Source organism: Delftia sp. ASV31, from assembly GCF_016428765.1.
Lineage (GTDB): Bacteria > Pseudomonadota > Gammaproteobacteria > Burkholderiales > Burkholderiaceae_C > Comamonas > Comamonas acidovorans.
This window is the reverse complement of the sequence record NZ_JAELTK010000104.1, coordinates 1-17,048: the sequence shown is the minus strand read 5'-3', so window position 1 is coordinate 17,048 and position 17,048 is coordinate 1. Positions and strand designations below refer to the sequence as shown.

General features: G+C 67.5%; 15 protein-coding genes. 7 read left to right on the top strand and 8 right to left on the bottom strand.

What is annotated here, in order from left to right:
* A partial coding sequence (locus tag JHD82_RS25620) for a CaiB/BaiF CoA-transferase family protein (protein WP_199139501.1) occupies positions 1 to 1,003 on the top strand: 1,003 nt, incomplete at its 5' end.
* 83 nt (positions 1,004 to 1,086) lie between these two features.
* Entirely contained in the window at positions 1,087 to 2,073 is a 987-nt protein-coding gene (locus JHD82_RS25615) for a nitronate monooxygenase family protein (protein WP_199139499.1), read from the top strand.
* A gap of 17 nt (positions 2,074 to 2,090) precedes the next feature.
* Here the strand turns inward: JHD82_RS25615 and JHD82_RS25610 are convergent, their stop codons facing one another.
* The 3 genes from JHD82_RS25610 to JHD82_RS25600 form a co-directional block, all read right to left on the bottom strand.
* Positions 2,091 to 3,065, bottom strand: coding sequence for an amidohydrolase (locus JHD82_RS25610; RefSeq protein ID WP_199139491.1), 975 nt, complete (start codon positions 3,063 to 3,065; stop codon positions 2,091 to 2,093).
* A 69-nt stretch (positions 3,066 to 3,134) separates the two neighbouring features.
* Positions 3,135 to 3,662 (bottom strand): carboxymuconolactone decarboxylase family protein, encoded by a 528-nt coding sequence (locus JHD82_RS25605; protein WP_199139489.1) that lies wholly within the window; start codon positions 3,660 to 3,662, stop codon positions 3,135 to 3,137.
* 36 nt (positions 3,663 to 3,698) lie between these two features.
* On the bottom strand, positions 3,699 to 4,496 hold the full coding sequence (locus JHD82_RS25600) for an SDR family NAD(P)-dependent oxidoreductase (protein WP_199139487.1): 798 nt from the start codon (positions 4,494 to 4,496) through the stop codon (positions 3,699 to 3,701).
* A 118-nt stretch (positions 4,497 to 4,614) separates the two neighbouring features.
* Here JHD82_RS25600 and JHD82_RS25595 point away from each other — a divergent pair, with 118 nt between their 5' ends.
* Complete coding sequence (locus tag JHD82_RS25595) at positions 4,615 to 5,526, top strand: LysR family transcriptional regulator (RefSeq protein WP_199139485.1); 912 nt, start codon at positions 4,615 to 4,617, stop codon at positions 5,524 to 5,526.
* 22 nt (positions 5,527 to 5,548) lie between these two features.
* Here the strand turns inward: JHD82_RS25595 and JHD82_RS25590 are convergent, their stop codons facing one another.
* The 3 genes from JHD82_RS25590 to JHD82_RS25580 form a co-directional block, all read right to left on the bottom strand.
* On the bottom strand, positions 5,549 to 6,541 hold the full coding sequence (locus JHD82_RS25590; RefSeq protein ID WP_199139483.1) for a tripartite tricarboxylate transporter substrate binding protein: 993 nt from the start codon (positions 6,539 to 6,541) through the stop codon (positions 5,549 to 5,551).
* A 60-nt stretch (positions 6,542 to 6,601) separates the two neighbouring features.
* Positions 6,602 to 7,462 (bottom strand): alpha/beta fold hydrolase, encoded by an 861-nt coding sequence (locus JHD82_RS25585; RefSeq protein WP_233174888.1) that lies wholly within the window; start codon positions 7,460 to 7,462, stop codon positions 6,602 to 6,604.
* 125 nt (positions 7,463 to 7,587) lie between these two features.
* Complete coding sequence (locus tag JHD82_RS25580; RefSeq protein ID WP_199139479.1) at positions 7,588 to 8,376, bottom strand: IclR family transcriptional regulator; 789 nt, start codon at positions 8,374 to 8,376, stop codon at positions 7,588 to 7,590.
* 276 nt (positions 8,377 to 8,652) lie between these two features.
* On the opposite strand from JHD82_RS25580, the gene JHD82_RS25575 reads away from it, so the two are divergent.
* The 4 genes from JHD82_RS25575 to JHD82_RS25560 all read left to right on the top strand — a co-directional run bounded on the left by JHD82_RS25575 (position 8,653) and on the right by JHD82_RS25560 (position 13,971).
* Positions 8,653 to 9,630, top strand: a complete 978-nt coding sequence (locus JHD82_RS25575) for a tripartite tricarboxylate transporter substrate binding protein (RefSeq protein ID WP_099734554.1) — start codon at positions 8,653 to 8,655, stop codon at positions 9,628 to 9,630.
* A gap of 33 nt (positions 9,631 to 9,663) precedes the next feature.
* The gene (locus tag JHD82_RS25570) at positions 9,664 to 10,455 is read left to right on the top strand and encodes an enoyl-CoA hydratase/isomerase family protein (RefSeq protein WP_199139477.1); all 792 of its coding nucleotides are present in this window, start codon (positions 9,664 to 9,666) and stop codon (positions 10,453 to 10,455) included.
* Between the two features lie 4 nt (positions 10,456 to 10,459).
* Positions 10,460 to 12,562, top strand: a complete 2,103-nt coding sequence (locus tag JHD82_RS25565) for an acetate--CoA ligase family protein (RefSeq protein WP_199139475.1) — start codon at positions 10,460 to 10,462, stop codon at positions 12,560 to 12,562.
* Between the two features lie 71 nt (positions 12,563 to 12,633).
* Positions 12,634 to 13,971: an MmgE/PrpD family protein gene (locus JHD82_RS25560; RefSeq protein WP_199139473.1), complete on the top strand. Its 1,338-nt coding sequence runs from the start codon at positions 12,634 to 12,636 to the stop codon at positions 13,969 to 13,971.
* A 35-nt stretch (positions 13,972 to 14,006) separates the two neighbouring features.
* Here the strand turns inward: JHD82_RS25560 and acs are convergent, their stop codons facing one another.
* Both acs and JHD82_RS25550 read right to left on the bottom strand, forming a co-directional pair.
* Positions 14,007 to 15,989, bottom strand: coding sequence for an acetate--CoA ligase (acs, locus tag JHD82_RS25555; RefSeq protein WP_199139471.1), 1,983 nt, complete (start codon positions 15,987 to 15,989; stop codon positions 14,007 to 14,009).
* A gap of 119 nt (positions 15,990 to 16,108) precedes the next feature.
* A partial coding sequence (locus JHD82_RS25550; RefSeq protein WP_233174887.1) for an acyltransferase domain-containing protein occupies positions 16,109 to 17,048 on the bottom strand: 940 nt, incomplete at its 5' end.

Here is a 17,048-nt window from a genome sequence, read left to right as displayed (position 1 = left end):
GATCAAGATCGAGCGCCCGCCCCATGGCGACAACGCACGCCGCATGGGGCCGGGCGGCTTCGATGCGGTCAACCGCGGCAAGCTCAGCTTGCTGGCCGACCTGAAGGACGAGGACCAGCGCGTGCGCATACGCGCACTGGTGTCCGAGGCCGACGTGCTGGTCGAGTCCTATCGACCCGGCGTCATGGCGCGCCTGGGGCTGGACTATGCCAGCCTGCGCGAAAGCTACCCGCGATTGGTCTACGTGTCCCTGAGCGGCTATGGGCAGACCGGCCCGTGGGCTGGTCTGCCCGGCCATGACATCAACTACCTGTCGGCGGCAGGCGTCCTGGCCGTTTCGGGCGCGCCCGACGGGCCGCCCGCGCAGAACTTCGGCCTGCCGGTGGCCGATCTGTGCGGCGGCATGTATGCGCTGTCGTCCACGCTGGCCGCCTTGCTGCAGCGCCAGTCGAGCGGGCAGGGCCAGCACCTGGACGTGGCCCTGGCCGACTGCGCCTTGCACTGGATGAATCCTCGCCTGGGCGCCTACGGCGCCGAGGGGGCCACCGGCCTGGGCGCACAGCGCCAGGCCACGCTGGTCAAGCCCGCCTACGGCGCCTTTCGCTGCCGAGATGGGCAATACCTCTCGCTCGCGGCGCTGGAAGACCACTTCTGGGCGCGGCTGTGCCAGGCCATGGACATGGGGCCCTTTGCAGGGGAGGCCTATCTCCACCTGCGCGCGCGCAAGCCCGCGGCCGATGCCATCAACACCCGCATCGGCGAACAACTCGCTTGCGAGGATGCCGCCCAGGCTTTCGATCGCCTGTCACGCCACGACCTGCCGGTCACCCCCGTGGTGGCGCCCTCGGACCTGGCGGCCTTGCCCCATTTCGCCCGGCGAGGGCTTTTTGTGCAGGACAGGCCGCTGTCCCTGGTGCGCTACCCCGTGGCGCTTGCCGGCATGGACCGGCATGCCGATGCCGGCCCCCCCGCGCTGGACAACGCGCGGCAGCAGATGGGGTGAATGCCGGCCCGCTGGGCACCCGCCTGGCACGCCCGGTCCCCTTGCGCCGCCTCCCCTTCCCATCGCCCGAAAGCAGCTTTGCCATGAGCGCACACCTTGACTTCCTGGACCGCCTCGCCGTGCCCGTGATCGCCGCCCCGATGCTGCGCATCTCCGGCATTGAACTGGTGTCTGCCGCATGCGCCGCAGGCGTGGTCGGCGCCTTCCCCACCGCGAATTGCCGCACGCTTGACGAGTTCGATGCCTGGCTGACGCGGCTCGATGCAGAGGCCGCCGCAGCCCCCGGGAGCACGGCCCCCTACTGTCCCAACCTCATCATGCGCCGCGATCCGGCGCAGGTGACGGCCGAAGTGGAGGTGATCGCGCGCCACGGCGCATCGATGGTCATCACCAGCGTGGGCTCGCCTGCCGCCGTGGTGCCGCGGCTGCATGCAGCCGGCTGCCGTGTGTTTGCCGATGTGGCATCGCTGCATCACGCGCTGCGCGCAATCGAGTCGGGGGCGGATGGACTGGTGCTGCTGACGGCCGGGGCCGGAGGACACACCGGCTGGGCCAATCCCTTCGCCTTCGTCCGCGCCGTGCGCGATGTCTTCGATGGGCCCCTGGTGCTGGCTGGCGGGCTGTCCGACGGCGTGGCATTGCGCGCAGCACGCACACTGGGCTGTGACCTGGGCTCCATGGGCACGCGCTTCATTGCGACCCGCGAAAGTCTGGCCAGCGACGCCTATCGGCAGATGCTGATCGGCAGCTCGCTGGACGACGTGCTGCTCACCCGCGCATTCACCGGCCTGCCAGCGAGCTTCCTGCGGCCATCGGCCGAGCGGTTGGGCATCGATGTGTCAATGCTGGACGAGAGCGTCACCGTGCAGGAAGCCCGGCGCCGTTTTGGTGGCGGCTCGGACCCCGCACCCAACCAGCGCTGGACCGACATCTGGAGCGCCGGCCACTCTGTCTCGGGCGTGAACTGCGCACCCACCGTGGACGCGCTGGTGGCGCAGCTGGCGCGCGAATACCAAGGCGAAGCGGTAGCGACAGCACCTGTTGAGCGTGCTGATTCGGGCGGCCACTGAGCCGGCGCCGGGGCGCTTCAACCCTGGGGGTGTCGGTGATCCACACAGTCGGATGCCCCGATGACCGGGCCAGGGCGCGATTGTCGAGACCGGGTTTCGCCGAAGCGATAGAGCCGTTCGGGGTTGTGCACCATCAGTTGCTGCAGGTGCTGCCGGCTTCCCGCAATCTCCTGCAGTGCATCGACCAGCGCACCGTCGTCTGGAATGTGGGTGTGGTTGGGATGGGGCCAATCGGATCCCCAGACACAGCGCTCGGGAAAGCGCGCAAGCAAGGCCCGGGCAAGCACCACGCCTTGCCGGTAGCGCTGATCGGGAGCGCAATGTGCATCGACCCGGTCGATGCCGCTGACCTTGACGTAAAAAAGACCGTCGTCAAGCAGGCGAAGCAGCGCCTGGAAGTCTTCGTGATCCGGCCCCTTGGCGGCGTCCACCCGCCCCATGTGGTCGATGACCACGGGAACCCGGCTGCGCCGTAGCGCCTCGCCGAGGACATGCACGAGCTCGCTCTCGAAATGCACCTGCAGGTGCATGCCGACCTCGGCCAGGCGTGGTGTCAGGGCTACGACCTCGTCGACGTTGGCGCTGCCGCCAATGTGTCTCATGAAATTGAAACGTACACCGCGAAAACCGGCACGGGCAAGCCGCTGCAATTCGGCATCCGATACATCGGGCTGTACCAGCGCGATACCGAGGTAGCGTCCCTCGCCGCAGGCGATGGCATCCTCGACAACGCGGTTGTCCAACCCATGTGTGATCGATTGCACGATGACGCATCGGTCAATGCCCAGATGCCTGTGAAGTGCGAACAAGGCTTCTTTGGGCGCCTCGACTGGCGTGGCCCGGCGGTTGGCCGCGTACGGATACCGGGACAATGGACCGAACACATGAACGTGGCTGTCGCAGGAAAGCGGCGGGAGCTGCAGTGTCGGAGCGCCAGGATTGTCCAGGTAGGTCCTGACGGGAGATTCGGCATCGGTGAGAGTAGGGTCCATGGTCGATCGGAAGGGCAGGGGATGGAGGCCGGCCCGGGCGGCCAGACGCAAGAGCGCCTGGGCACCTATTCAGTGGGAAATATTCAAGGCCACGAGAAAGCGCGAAACCATGTTGTAGGCGGCAACGGTGGCCACCAGTTCAACGACTGTGCCGGCTTCATAACGCGCGTTGACCTGGTCCATCAAGGGCGCGGGCACCTTGACGTCCCGCGTCATGCGGTCCGTCAGCTCCAGCAGCAGCCGTTCTTCGTCGCTGAACAGGTCTGCGGGCTGCGCCGCCTTCAGCGCCTCGATCTTCTCGGCAGCCAGGCCTGCAGCGAGCGCATGCGGGACATGGGCGTCGAATTCGAAGGCCGCCTCGTTCAGCACGGCGACACGCAGGATGATCATCTCGCGAAGGGCAGCGGGGACCGTCGTGCGATGGCGCACGGCCGTCAACATCGACTCCCATCCCGCAGCGATGGGGGCGCTGTTGAGCAGTACCTGGTAGAGCAGTGAAATGCGGCCTCGCTCTTTGAGAATGCGGGTTTCGATGTCGCCCAGTTCGGCCCGCGTGCCTGGCGCCACCAGGGGAACGCGTATGTGGTCAGTGCCCATTCGTCTGCCTTTGCATTGTTTCCAGGGACCCGTTGTTCAATCGCAGCGCGCCGTCATGCCGCCATCGACGACCAGCTCGGTCCCGGTCACGAAGCGGGCTTCGTCGCTGGCCAGATACAGGGCCGCACTGGCGGTATCACGGCCATCGCCCATGAAGCCCAGCGGGATGCGCCGGACCCGTGAAGCCAGCAGCGCCTCCACGTCACCGCCTGCGCGCTGCTTTGCCAGCCGCACTTCCACCATGGGGGTATGGAGTTGGCCCGGCACGACCGTGTTCACGCGAATGCCGTCAGGCGCATGCTGCACGGCCACCACGCGGGACAGATGGATCACGCCGGCCTTGCTGGCGGCATAGGCCACCTGTGTACTGCCGGTCCAGCGCAGGCCGGAGGTGGATGCCACGTTGACAATGGCACCTGTCTTGCGTTCAACCATGTGCGGCAACACGTGCTTGCACGTCAGGAAGACGCTTTTGAGATTGATGTCGATCTGACTGTCCCAGGCCTCTTCGCTCAGTTGGATGGGGCCGCCAGCGGCAGAGCCGCCCACGTTGTTGATCAGGATGTCCGGGGCGCCATAGGCCTGAAGGCAGGCTTGGACCATGGCCTTCACGCTGGCCGAGTCGGTGACATCGCAAATGCAGGGGGTGATGGAGGCGGCCGCCTCGCCTGCAAGCGACAGCGTCTCGTCGAGCTGTGCCTGGTCACGGTCCACGGCCAGCACCTGTGCACCTTCCTCGGCCAGGCGCACGGCCATGGCCCTGCCATTGCCCCAGCCTGCGCCCACGCATCCGGCCCCCGTGACGATGGCGATCTTGCACTTGAACCTGCTCATTGGCTTTCCTCATGTGAAACGGTGGAGCCGCTGTGGTGCGCGGCGATGCAGTCCAGTTTGCGATCGATGCCGGCAAAGTTAAACTCGATGGCGCCTATATCAGCTATGTCGAACGCCTATGGATCTGCGCCAACTGGAATATTTCGTCGCCGTGGTGGAACACGGCAGCATCAGCCGTGCGGCCGTGGCGCTGAATTTGGCGCAGCCCAGCGTGAGCCGCCAGATCGCATTGCTGGAAGAAGAGCTGGGGCAGCGGCTGCTGGACAGGACGGGGCGCGGCGTGGCGGCGACCCCGGCCGGGGAGACACTGCTGTCGCATGCGCGCACGATGCTCAACTCGGCCAGCCAGGCCTTGTCCGATCTCAAGGAGATGCATGCGGAGCCGGTGGGCAGCGTGGTCGTGGGCCTGCCCCACCGTGTGGCGGCGAGCCTGGCCGTGCCGCTGATACGGGAGTTCCGGCGCCGGCTGCCGCATGCCTTGCTGTCGGTGGTGGAGGGACTGAGCCTGTCGCTGCGAGAGGGAATGATTGCGGGGCGCATCGACCTGGGGCTGATGTTCGACCCTGCGCCTACGCCGCTGCTGTCCTACGAGCCCCTGATGCGCGAGTCCATGCTGCTGGTGGCCCCTGCCGGCTACCAATTGCCGCAGCGCATCAGCCTCTCGGCCCTGGCCGATTTCCCGCTGGTACTGCCGGGCTCGCACAATCCCATACGCAGCCTGGTGGACGCGGTCCTGCTGCCGCGCAAGATCCGGCTGAACGTCGTGGCTGAGGTGGGGGCCGTGCACACGGCGCTTTGCGTGGTGGAGGAAGGCCTGGCCTGCTCGATCCTGCCGGACAGCGCGTTGTACCTGAACGGCGCCCGTGCCGCCATACAGTCGGCCCCCATCGGTCCGCCAGCCCTGCGCAACCAGCTCGTACTGGCCATGCCCCGGGCGCGGCCAACGAACCGGCTGATCATGGAAACAGCCAAGCTGTTGCGCGAGCTGGACTTTCGAAAGGGCGCACGCCCTGGCCAGGCGCCGGGGTGAGCGTGCCCCAGCGCCCCGCAGGTCAGTCGATACGGATGCCGGCCTGCTTGACGGCCTTGCCGATCTTGGCCATGTCGTCCGCTATCAGGGCCTTGAACTGCGCCGCAGTGGACTGCGTGGGAACAAAGGACAGCTCGGCAAACTTGGATTTCAGCGAGGGCGCCTCCACGGCCTTTGCAATCTCGGTGTTCAGCTTGTGGGTGATGTCCGCGGGCAGGCCGGCCGGCCCCCAGATTCCGTACCAGGACAGGAGCTCGAACCCGGGGATGGTGCCCTCCGCCAGCGTCGGCACATCGGGCAGCGACAGTACGCGGGTCTTGCTTGTGACGGCCAGGGGCCGCAGGCGTCCGGCCTGCACGAAGGGCATGACGCCGGGCATGGGCGAGATGGCCGCGGAGACATGTCCGCCGACCACGTCCGTCAACTGAGGTACGGCCCCCTTGTACGCGACGATTTCCATCTGCAGGCCGAGCGCCCGGTTGAACATCTCCTCACTGAGGTGGCTGGTGGTTCCCAATCCCGAGGTGGCCCATGTGTACTTGCCCGGATGGGCCTTGGCCAACTGCACCAGCTCCGCCACGGTCCTGACGGGCAGCTCGTTGGTGACCGCCACGATCAGCGGTACGTATCCGATTTGCCCCACGGGCGTGAAGTCACGCTCGGGGTCATAGGTTTTCTTGGACATGACGAGCGGCAGGTATGCATGGCTGGATGCATTGAAGATGAGCGTGTATCCATCTGCCTTCGCCTTCCTGACCTGCAGGGTTCCCAACAGGCCGGAAGCCCCCGGCACGTTCTCGATCACGATGGCCTGGCCCAGTTGCCTTTGCAGCTGATCCGCCACCAGGCGGCCCACGGTATCGATCGATCCGCCCGGCGTGTAGGGGATCACCATGCGGATCGGCTTGCCTGGATAGTCCTGTGCACTCACCAGGGCACAGGCAGCCCACGCGGCGCAACCCATCACGATCTTCCAGGTTGTCTTGATGGCGGCTGCCGGCTTGTGGATGGTCATCTTTTGTCTCCTGAGACACTACTTTTTGTGCGGCGCATCCCTGACGGACGGCCGATGGCTTTAGGGGTGGGAATGGGCCTGGGCGGCGTACACGCGAAGGGTGAAGGCGGCGATGGCATCCGCCATGGCGCGAGGCTGCTCGGGCGCCAGGGCGTGGCCTGCGTCTGCAATGACCTGTTCCGTCACCCGGTCGCCCAGGCAGGGCTTCATCACATGGGGGATCACGACCGCGTCATGCTCGGCCCGAAGGTCCAGGATGGGGACGGTCGCGCCTGCGCTGAAGTAGTCGTCGATCGGTGTCACGCGCCGTGCATGGCTTTGCGCCTCATGGGCTTCGGCGCTCCAGCCGTCAAGCCATGCGCGGGGATCGTTTCCCGGCGCGAAGAAGGCGCGGCGCAGGCAGTCGATGCGCTGCTCTTGCGACAGCCGTGCATCGCCCGCGCCATCGATCGCGTCCCGCAGGCGGCCATACGGCTTCTCGTCCGAGCCTGGGGGAAGCTTGCCTGCCGAGGCGGCGGCCATGACGACTCCGCACACCAGGTCCGGTCTGTCGGCGGCCAGCATGCGTGCCGGCTGGCTGCCCCAGGCATGCCCCACGACCACGACAGGGCCGGTGGCTTCGCTGTCGATGACGGCCGCAACGTCGGCTGCAAAGTCATGCAGGGTCAGTCCCTGCATGGGGCCACGGCTGCGGCCTATTCCCCGAGGCTCGGGGCGCAGCACCCGCAGCCCGCCCGCCTGCAGGTAGGCGGCAACGACGTCGTAGTCTCTGCCTGAGCGAGCCAGCGATGGGAGCATGCAGACGACCGGGCCTGCGCCCTGGTCCGCATACTCGATTTGAATCTCGCCATCGGCAGTTTGCGAGCGATAGCGCACGAGCCGGCGTGTGACGCCGGTTGTCTCCAGATGTGTGTTTGTCATGCCACCAGTCTGGGTTGCGTACGACATTGCGATAAGCCGATACAGCCTATATCAGCTATGTTTTTTCCCTATGCGAGGCAGGCCGCCGGATGCGCCTGGAAAGCGCGCAATACAGCGAGCAGGCCTCACCGTTTTTCCAGCAGGCTTTCAATCTGCCGGCCCAGTTGCAGCAAGGCCGGGTGCAGCTCCTGCACGATGGCCGGCAAAGGCTCCGTGGTGGAGACGCTGCAGTTCAGGACATAGATGGCATCGGGTGTCACCAGCGGCGTGGCCAGCGCAACCACTTCCGGCTGCCACGATGCGGCGCAAAAGCCTTGGCTTTTCACGGACTTGATCGCCGCCTGGATCTGCTGCTCCAGCGCAGGCCATTGGGCGCCCCTCTTGAGCCTGAAGCTGTCGAGCAAGGCCTTGCGCCTGGCCGATGGCGCCGCTGCCAGGTAGGCGCGCCCCAGCGATGTCAGTTCCATGGGAACGCGCTGGCCCGAGACCACATGCCTGAGCACGATCCGGCGGTTGTAGCGGATGGATTCCAGGTAGACCATCTCGTCCCTGTCGGGACATGCCAGGCCCACGTTGATCCGGCGTGTCTCGGCGAGGGTGCGCATCAGGGGCGCCGCAATCGACAGCACCGTCGAGCCCGTGCGCATGGCGTGCGCCAGGCTCAGGACCGCCGGGGCCAGGCGAAAGGCCCGGCTTGGGTGGTCGGCCTGCAGCATGCCGCAGCCCACCAGGGTCTGCGTCAGCCGGGTGACCGTGGCCTTGGACAGGCCGGTGCGTTCCGCCAGGTCGCTGTTTCCCAGCAGTTCCGAGCCGGGCCTGAACGCACGGAGTATTTCGACGCCTCTTTCCAGGGAGCGGTTGCTCGGGGACTGTCCCGGCTTGTCATGGAGGATGGGGGATCGCCTGTTCGTCATGCTGCTGCCGCTGGTGGGAGAACGCGCTTGCCCCGGTGTCGAAAGCTGTGTTCTTCCTGCCCGGGTACGGGCGCCTGATGGAAGCCAAGTATTCCACCGAATGCAAGGGAAATGCAGCCGCAGGCTCTGGCGCGCCCGCTTTGGAATTTCACTGGTTGGAATATGGGGGGTCACAAGTGCGGTGCGTTTCCCTAAGCTTTCACAAGCCAGTCGCCAGCGTCATCGCAACGCTGGCGCAGTGACCGGACCTCTGTCCATAGAACCAGGAGACACACCATGCCCAGTTTCGCCGCCCGCCGTTGTGCAAGGGCCATTGCGTTCATTGCCGTGCTCGCGACTGTCTGCAGCGCAGCATCTGCAGCCTTCCCGGAAAAGCCCGTGCGCCTCGTCGTGCCCTTTGCGCCAGGCGGTGGAACGGACCTGATCGCCCGCACGCTGGGGGCCGAGATGGCCAAGGACCTGGGCCAGCCCGTCATCGTGGACAACAAGCCCGGTGCCGGCACGATCATCGGCACCGACAACGTTGCCAAGAGTGCGCCGGACGGATATTCCGTGGTCGTGGCTTCGTTCGCGCACGCCGTCAATCCGGCGTTGCAGGCCAAGCTGCCGTACGGGAGCAACAAGGCCTTTGCTCCGGTGATCCTGATCGGCCGCGGCCCCAACGTGCTGGTGGTGCCCGCCGCCAGCCCGTACAAGACGGTGGCGGACGTGATGGCCGCCGCCAAGGCCAGTCCCGACAAGCTGACCTATGCCTCGCAGGGCGCCGGGACTTCGGCGCATCTGGCGGGTGAGCTGTTTGCCAACCTTGCCAAGGTCAGGCTCACCCATGTGCCCTACCGCGGCGCAGGCCCGGCGCTCACCGATCTCATGGGCGGGCAGGTGGACATGATGTTTGCCACGGCGGCGGCGGTATCCACCTTCATCGACAACGGCAAGCTGCGCGTGCTGGGGGTCACCACGGCCGAGCCGTCTGCGGCCTTCAAGAACGTGCCACCCATCGCCGTCACCGTCCCGGGCTACCGCGTCGAGAGCTGGTACGGCCTGTACGCGCCGGCAGCCACACCTGCCGCCGTGATCGATCGCCTGAACGCCGCAGCCCGCAAGGCGGCCCGCTCGCCGGACTTCGTTCGCAAGCTGGAGCACGAGGGCCTGATGGTCAATGCCGGACCTGCGGCGGAACTGGACACCTATGTGCAGGCCGAGGAAAAGCGCTGGGCGCAGATCGTCAGGCAAAACAACATCCATCCCGATTGATCGCACTGGCTGCGATCGCTTTCAAAGCACGCCATGAACTACGAACTGATCCAACTGAATGTCGCCGATGCGGTGGCAACCGTGACCCTGAACCGCCCCGACAAGCGCAACGCCATGAGTGACGACATGCGCACCGAGTTCATCGATGCCCTGGAGCGCGTGGCGGCAGACAAGGCCATCAAAGCCCTGGTGCTGACAGGCGCGGGCAAGGGATTTTGCGCAGGCGGCGACATTGCCGGAATGCAAAGGCGCATGAATGCTCCCGCGGGCGAGGTGGGCTTCAACGGCTGGCAGCGCCAGCAGCGCGTGCACCATGTCCAGGCCCTGCTGCACACCATGCCCAAGCCCGTGATCGCCGCCGTCAACGGCGCGGCTTCGGGACTGGGGGCAGACACGGCGCTGGCCTGCGACTTCGTGATCGCCAGCGAATGGGCCAGCTTCGCGTGGAGCTATGTGCTGCGCGGCATCATCCCGGACGGCGGCGGCATGTACTTCCTGCCGCGCCGTGTGGGCCTGGCCAAGGCCAAGGAGCTGATCTTCACCGGCCGCCAGGTCAAGCTGCCGGAAGCCCTGGCGCTGGGCATCGTGGACCGCCAGGCCAGTGCCGAGGCCTTGGTGGCAGAGGCCCAGGCCTGGGCGCGCGAGCTGTCCTCGGCTTCTTCCACCGCGCTGGCATTGACCAAGACCATCCTGAACCAGAGCTTCGAACTGTCTTCGCACGATGTCTTCGCCCAGGGCAGCCAGGCCCAGGGCATCTGCTACACCAGCAGTGAACACCGCGCATCGGTGGAGGCCTTCCTGGCCAAGACGGCCGGCAAGGAGTGACGCCATGAGCGAAGCCATTGCCAAGCTGCTGTCGCCGCGCAGCGTCGCCGTCATAGGCGCCTCTGCCGACCTGAAAAAGACCACGGGCCGCCCGGTGGCCTACCTGCAAAAGCACGGGTTTGCCGGCCGCATTCTTCCCGTCAATCCGCGCGTGGAGCGCATTGGCGATCTGACCTGCTATCCCGATGTGGCCTCGCTGCCTGAAGTGCCCGATGTGGCCGTGGTGCTGCTGGGCGCCGAGCGTGCGCACCAGGCCGTCAGGGAACTGTCGGCGCTGGGCTGCGCGGCAGCCATCGTGCTGGCCAGCGGCTATACGGAAACGGGCGAGGACGGGGCGCACCGCCAGCGGCAACTGATCGAGGCGGCCGGCAGCATGCGTCTGCTGGGGCCCAACACCATCGGGCTGGTCAACCTGACCGACCGGATCGTGCTGTCGCCCTCGGGCGCGCTGGAGATGGACGAGTTCCCCGTCGGAGGCATCGGTGTCGTCTCGCAAAGCGGCGGCATCCTGGGTTCGCTGCTGTCGCGCGCCGCCGCGCGTGGCATCGGCCTGTCCAAGCTCATCTCCACCAGCAACGAAGTGGATCTGGAACTGGCCGACTTCATAGACCACCTGGCCGATGACCCGGCCACCAAGGTGATCGCGCTGTATGTGGAGACGGTGCGCCATCCCGCCAGGTTCCGTGCCGCCTGCCTGAAGGCCGCGCGTGCCGGCAAGCCCGTGGTGGCCTTCAAGATCGGCCGCTCCGAGGCCGGCGCCAAGGCCGCCGTATCGCACACGGGCGCCATGGCCGGTGCGGATCGCATGTACGACGCGCTGTTCCGCCAGGTCGGCGTGATCCGTGCGCACAGCTTTGCCGACCTGCTGGACGTGCCCGCTGCGCTGGCCACGGGCCGCAGGCTGCGCGGCAAGCGCATCGCCATCCTGACGTCCACCGGCGGTGCGGGCACCCTGGTGTCGGACGATCTGGGCGTGGCCGGATTCGACACGCCGGCCCCTGACCAGGCGACCGCCGATGCACTGCGCGCGCTGCAGACCGGCAGCGAGGCCGTGCTGGACCGCAACCCCATCGACGTGACCCTGGCGGGCCTGCGTCCCGACCTGCTGCGCGGCGCCATCAATGCCTTGCTGGCAAGCCCCAGCTACGACGCGCTGGTGATCATCGTCGGCTCCTCCAGCCTGGCCATGCCCGAGCTGCTGGCCGGTGCCATCCAGGACTGCCTGCCCCACTCCGACAAGCCGGTGCTGGCCTACGTCAGCCCGCATGCGCCGGAAATCGGCGCGCTGCTCACGCAACGCGGCGTGCCGGCCTTCGCTGCGGCGGAAAGCTGCACGGCCGCGCTGGCGGGCATGCTGCGCGTCAACGGCTTCCAGGGTGCGCCTTCCGAGCAAGTCGTCGGCAAGGACACCCTGCAGGAACCGGATCTGCCCGGTGGCTGCCTCGATGAAGCGCAGGCCAAGGCCGTTTTCCGCCGTTTCGGTGTGCCGTGCGCGGCCGAGCGTGTGGTGCGCAATGCCGAAGAGGCCGAAGCCGCCGCGCGCGAACTGGGCGGCCGGGTGGTGCTCAAGATCCTTTCGTCCCGGATCACGCACAAGAGCGATGTCGGCGGTGTCGCCGTCGGCCTGACTGCGCAAACCATAGGTGCCCGGTTGGGTGCGATGGTGGACGACGTGCAGGCCAGGGCGGGCGTGCGCCCGGACCGGTTCCTGGTGCAGCAGATGGTGGCCGGCGGCACCGAGCTGATTCTTGGCCTGCACAAGGATGCGCTGGGCACCGCCGTGATGCTGGGCATGGGAGGCGTGACGGCCGAGCTGTTCCAGGACACCACGCTGCGGTTGCTGCCGGACGACGGCTCACAGCTGGCGGTGCTGAGCCTGTCTGACGCCCTGGAGATGGCCAGGGAGCTCAAGACCTGGCCGCTGCTGGACGGCTTTCGCGGCCGGCCCAGGGCCGATGTCGATGCGCTGGCCCATGCCATCGTCGCGTTCTCTGCAATGGCCGCCCGGCTGGGCGACCGCGTGATCGAAGCGGAGATCAACCCGGTGTTCGTGCTGCCGCAGGGCCAGGGCGTGTGCGCTGCCGATGGTGTGCTGGTTCTGGCCTGAGGGCGCCAGGTACTGCACATTTCTTCCAGAAAAAGACGGCCTCATGGAGGGCCAATCCAAGGAGACCACGCATGCATGCGACCGAAGTGTTCGGGCAGTTTGCTGCTCAATACCACCGTACCGAGCTTCCCGAAACCGTCATCCACCATGCCAAGCGTGCCGTGATCGACTGGTATGCCGCTTTGTTCCCGGGGCTGGGCGTGGCCCCTCTTGCACAGTTGGAGCAGGTGCTTGCCGAGGACCTGGACCGCGGCTCCTGCCGGCTTGGAAACGGCCGCATGGCCACGGCGCGGGCGGCGGCACTGTTCAACGGTTCGGCGGCCCATGCCGCCGAGGTGGACGACAGCTTCCGCGATGCCATGTACCACCCCGGGGCCGCAACCATTGCGGCGGCGCTGGCGGCAAGCCAGCAGGCAGAGGCCAGTGGCCTGGACTTCCTGCGTGCCGTGGTGCTGGGCTATGAGGCCTCCACCCGCATCGGCGTGACCCTGGGCCGGGCCCACTACCGCTTCTGGCACAACACCGGCACCGTGGGCGTCTTCGGGGCAGCGGCGGCCGCAGGGTATGCGCTGCGGCTGGATGCAGGGCAATTCGCCCATGCACTGGCCACGGCGGCCACCTTCTCTGCCGGGTTGCAGCAGGCATTTCGCATGGATTCGATGTCCAAGCCCCTGCATGCCGGGCGCGCGGCGGAGGCCGGCCTGCTGGCCGCGCAGCTTGCGCACCAGGGGGTGACGGGATCGCTGGACGTGCTGGATGGAGAGCTGGGCCTGGGCCGCGCAGTCAGCGACGGACCCGACTGGTCAGACATCGGTGCGACGCTGGGCAGGGACTTCCACATCACCCGGCTCACCTTCAAGAACCACGTCGGCTGCGGCCATACGTTCGCCGCCATCGATGCCGCGCTGGCCTTGCGCAGCCAGCATGCCCTGCGGGCGGACGACATCTGCAGCGTGGCCGTGGCCACCTATGGCCCGGCCCTGGATATCGCCTGCTACACCGATCCTGCGACGGAAAACGAAGCCCGCTTCAGTCTTCGTTTCGTGGTGGCCACGGCCCTGGTCCATGGCAGCGTGCGGCTTTCGGCGTACACCCCGGAGCGACTGGCCGATCCTGCCGTTCGCGCAATGCTCGAGCGCGTCCAGGTGGCCGTGGACCCGCAAATCGACCGGGCCTTCCCTGGCAAGAGATCGGCGCGCGTGGAGATCGTTGCCAGGGATGGCCGCTGCCATGTCTGGTTCCAGCCGGACCGCAAGGGCGATCCCGAGCTGCCTTTGTCGGATGGGGAGCTGGAGGACAAGTTCATGGAGCTTGCCGCGCCCGTTGCCGGCGAGGGACGTGCCCGGCAGCTGCTTTCCAACATCTGGGGGCTTGAGCGGGCGGGCTGCCTTGCAGGCCTCGCGGCCTGACAGGGCTGCATCGCTTGTGGATTGCAGCCTGGCCTTCAGCAGGCCTTAGACAGCTGCTCCAGGATCGCCGGGTTCTCCAGGGTGGAGGTGTCCTGCACGATGGGCTCGCCGCGTGCAATGCTGCGCAGCAATCGCCGCATGATCTTGCCGCTGCGGGTCTTGGGCAGGTTGTCGCCGAACCGGATGTCCCTGGGCTTGGCGATCGGCCCGATCTCCTTGGCCACCCACTCCCGCAGCAGCCTGGCGATGTCGGCCGCCTCGGCGCCGCTGGGCCGCGAACGCTTGAGGACGACGAAGGCGCATATGGCCTCTCCCGTCGTGTCATCGGGCCGCCCCACGACGGCGGCCTCCGCCACCAGGTCGGTCATGGCCACCAGGGCGGACTCGATCTCCATCGTGCCCATGCGGTGGCCGCTGACGTTGAGCACATCGTCGATGCGGCCGGTGATGGTGAAGTAGCCGGTGCGCGCATCGCGGACCGCGCCGTCTCCCGCCAGGTAGTAGCGGCCCTTGAATTCTTCGGGAAAGTAGCTGGCGACAAACCGCTCGGGATGGCCCCAGATGTTCCTGATCATGGAGGGCCAGGGGCGCTTGATCACCAGGATGCCGCCGTCGCCCCAGGGCAGCTCGTTGCCGGCCTCGTCCACCACGGCGGCGGCAATGCCCGGGAAGGCCAGCGTGCAGGAGCCGGGCACGAGGTCCGTGGCTCCGGGCAGCGGCGTGATCATGTGCCCGCCCGTCTCCGTCTGCCAGAACGTATCGACGATGGGGCAGCGGCCCCCGCCCACCTGCTCGTGGTACCAGTGCCAGGCGGCGGGATTGATCGGCTCGCCCACGGACCCCAGGATGCGCAGGCTGCCCAGGTCGTAGCGCGCGGGATGCACCTGCGCATCGGCGTCGGCGGCCTTGATCAGCGAGCGAATGGCCGTGGGCGCCGTGTAGAAGACCGTCACCCCGTGGGCCTCGATCATTTTCCAGAAGCGTCCCGCGTCCGGGTAGGTGGGCACGCCCTCGAACACCACCTGCGTGGCGCCCAGCGCCAGCGGGCCGTAGGCGATATAAGTATGGCCGGTCACCCATCCAATGTCCGCCGTACACCAGAAGACATCGGAGGGCTGCAGGTCGAAGGTCCAGGCGCAGGTCACGGCGGCATGCAGCAGATAGCCTCCCGTGGCGTGCTGGACGCCCTTGGGGGTTCCGGTGGAGCCCGAGGTGTAGAGCAGGAACAGCGGATGCTCGGCCGGCACCCATTCCGGTTCGCAGACATCGCTCTGGGCTGCGGTGATTTCGTCGAGCCACAGGTCCCGGGGCGGGTGCATGGCGATGGCGCCGCCCGTGCGCCGTGCCACCAGCACGTGGCGGACCTGCTCGCAGCCGGGCTGGGCCAGGGCCTCGTCCACGATGCTCTTGAGGGGCAATTGCCGTCCTCCCCGCACTTGCTGGTCTGCCGTGATGACGGCGCAGGCCCCCGTGTCCGCGATGCGGTCGCGCAGCGCCGTGGCGGAGAAGCCGCCAAACACCACGCAGTGAATGGCGCCTATGCGTGCACAGGCCTGCATGGCGGCCACGCCGTCAATCGACATGGCCATGTAGATGACGACGCGGTTGCCCTTGCCGACGCCCAGGCTGCGCAGGGCGTTGGCCAGGCGATTGACCCGCACAAGAAGCTGCGCATAGGTCACCTGCGTCACCGCGCCGTCATCGGCTTCGAAGATGAGGGCCGTGCGCTCGCCCAGCCCCCGCTGGATGTTGCGCTCCAGGCAGTTCCAGCTGGCGTTGAGCGTGCCGTCATTGAACCATTCGTAGAACGGGGCGCGGCTTTCATCGAGCACGCGCGTGAAGGGGCGCTTCCACGCGACGAACTCGCGTGCGAGCCGGCCCCAGAACGCCTGGGGGTCGGCGTCCGCCTCCGCGACGAGCCGGTCATAGGCGGCGCGCCCGCTCACGCGCGCATTGCGGGCCAGCTCTGCAGATGGGGGATAGGACGGTGCAAGGGACGGTGCAAGATGTTGGCTCATGGTGGTTGTCTCCTGGGTCTACAAATCAAGGGGTCACGAAGCCGGTGCAAAAAGCTCAGGCGCAAAGGCTCAGGCGCAAAGGCTCAGGCGCAAAGGCTCAGGCGCAAGGCCCCGGGGCGTCAGTCCCCGCAGTGCCGGCCTATCCAGCCGGCAATGGCCGCCGCGCTGCGGAAGTCGTCGCAGGAGCGGGCCGGAATGTCCGGATGGCGCTGGTTCCACAGGCGTGCCAGCGCCTGGCCGGGGCCGATCTCCAGAACGCAGCGCACCTGGCGTGCGGCAATGCTGTCCATGCAGTCGTCCCAGTGCACCGTGCCCGCTATCTGCTCTGACAGCGCCGTCCGGGCGCCTGCGGCGTCACGCACCCGCCGGGCCGTGTTGCTGAACAGCGCCACGGCGGGCGCGTGCACGGCCACCTGGCCCAGGTCCTTTGCGAAGGCCTGTGCGGCCTGTCGCATCCACGGGGTGTGGGAAGCCACCTGCACGCGCAGCCGGGTGGCATGCGCGCCCTGGCGCACCGCCTGCGCCTGCGCCTGCTCCAGCGCCGCATGGGGGCCGCCCAGGATGAGGTTCTCGGGGCCGTTGCGTATGGCCACGGCCAGCCCGGTCGTCTCCAGCAGGGCGGCCATGCGTGCGGGCGGCAGGCCGCTGACGGCCAGCAGCCCGCCGCCGGGCATCTGCTGGGCGCAGCGGTCCATGGCCGCCGCGCGGCGCGCGGCCAGGGCAACGATGTCGCAGGCATCCAGCGCGCCCGCGGCACCGAATGCGGGCAGTTCCCCCACGCTGTAGCCCGCCACGGCCGAAGGCGCGGGCAATTGCGGGGACAGCTGCATCCACGCGGCCATGGCCAGGCCCGCCAGCAGGGGCTGGGCCACGGCGTTGGACTCGGCCCACGGCGCATCCGCCAACCTGTCGCGCCAGTGCGAAACCTGCAGCTGTTCGCAGACTGCCTGTGTCCATGCATCGTCCGCCAGCCAGGGAAGCATGGCGGGATGCTGCGTACCCTGGCCTGAAAACAGCAGTGCAAAGCTCATGGCCGCTCGCAGACACGCAGCACCCAGC